We start from the raw sequence: 227 nt of genomic DNA on the forward strand, positions 1-227 counted from the left end.
AAGAACTTTCGTAGGATTGCAACGCGTTATGATAAGCTCGCTCATGTTTATCTGGCTACGGTCTACATTGCCTCAATTTGCATCTTACTTAAGTAGTTTTCAGACGGACCCTAGTTTAATTCTCAAATTAATCTTTTTTTGTTCCCGGTATTTAAGCTCAGCCGTTGTCAATTCGAATAAGGCATCACTCAAGGACTTGGGTGCTTCATCTTGATGATCCAATAGGT

At 39.6% G+C, this 227-nt stretch carries 1 pseudogene; it reads left to right on the forward strand.

The features are described 5' to 3' along the window. A pseudogene (locus tag MZO40_RS17320) lies at positions 1–96 on the forward strand (IS5/IS1182 family transposase); the annotation flags it as partial. Positions 97–227 lie beyond the last annotated feature (131 nt).

Source organism: Lactiplantibacillus sp. B652 (assembly GCF_023806745.1).
GTDB lineage: Bacteria > Bacillota > Bacilli > Lactobacillales > Lactobacillaceae > Lactiplantibacillus > Lactiplantibacillus pentosus.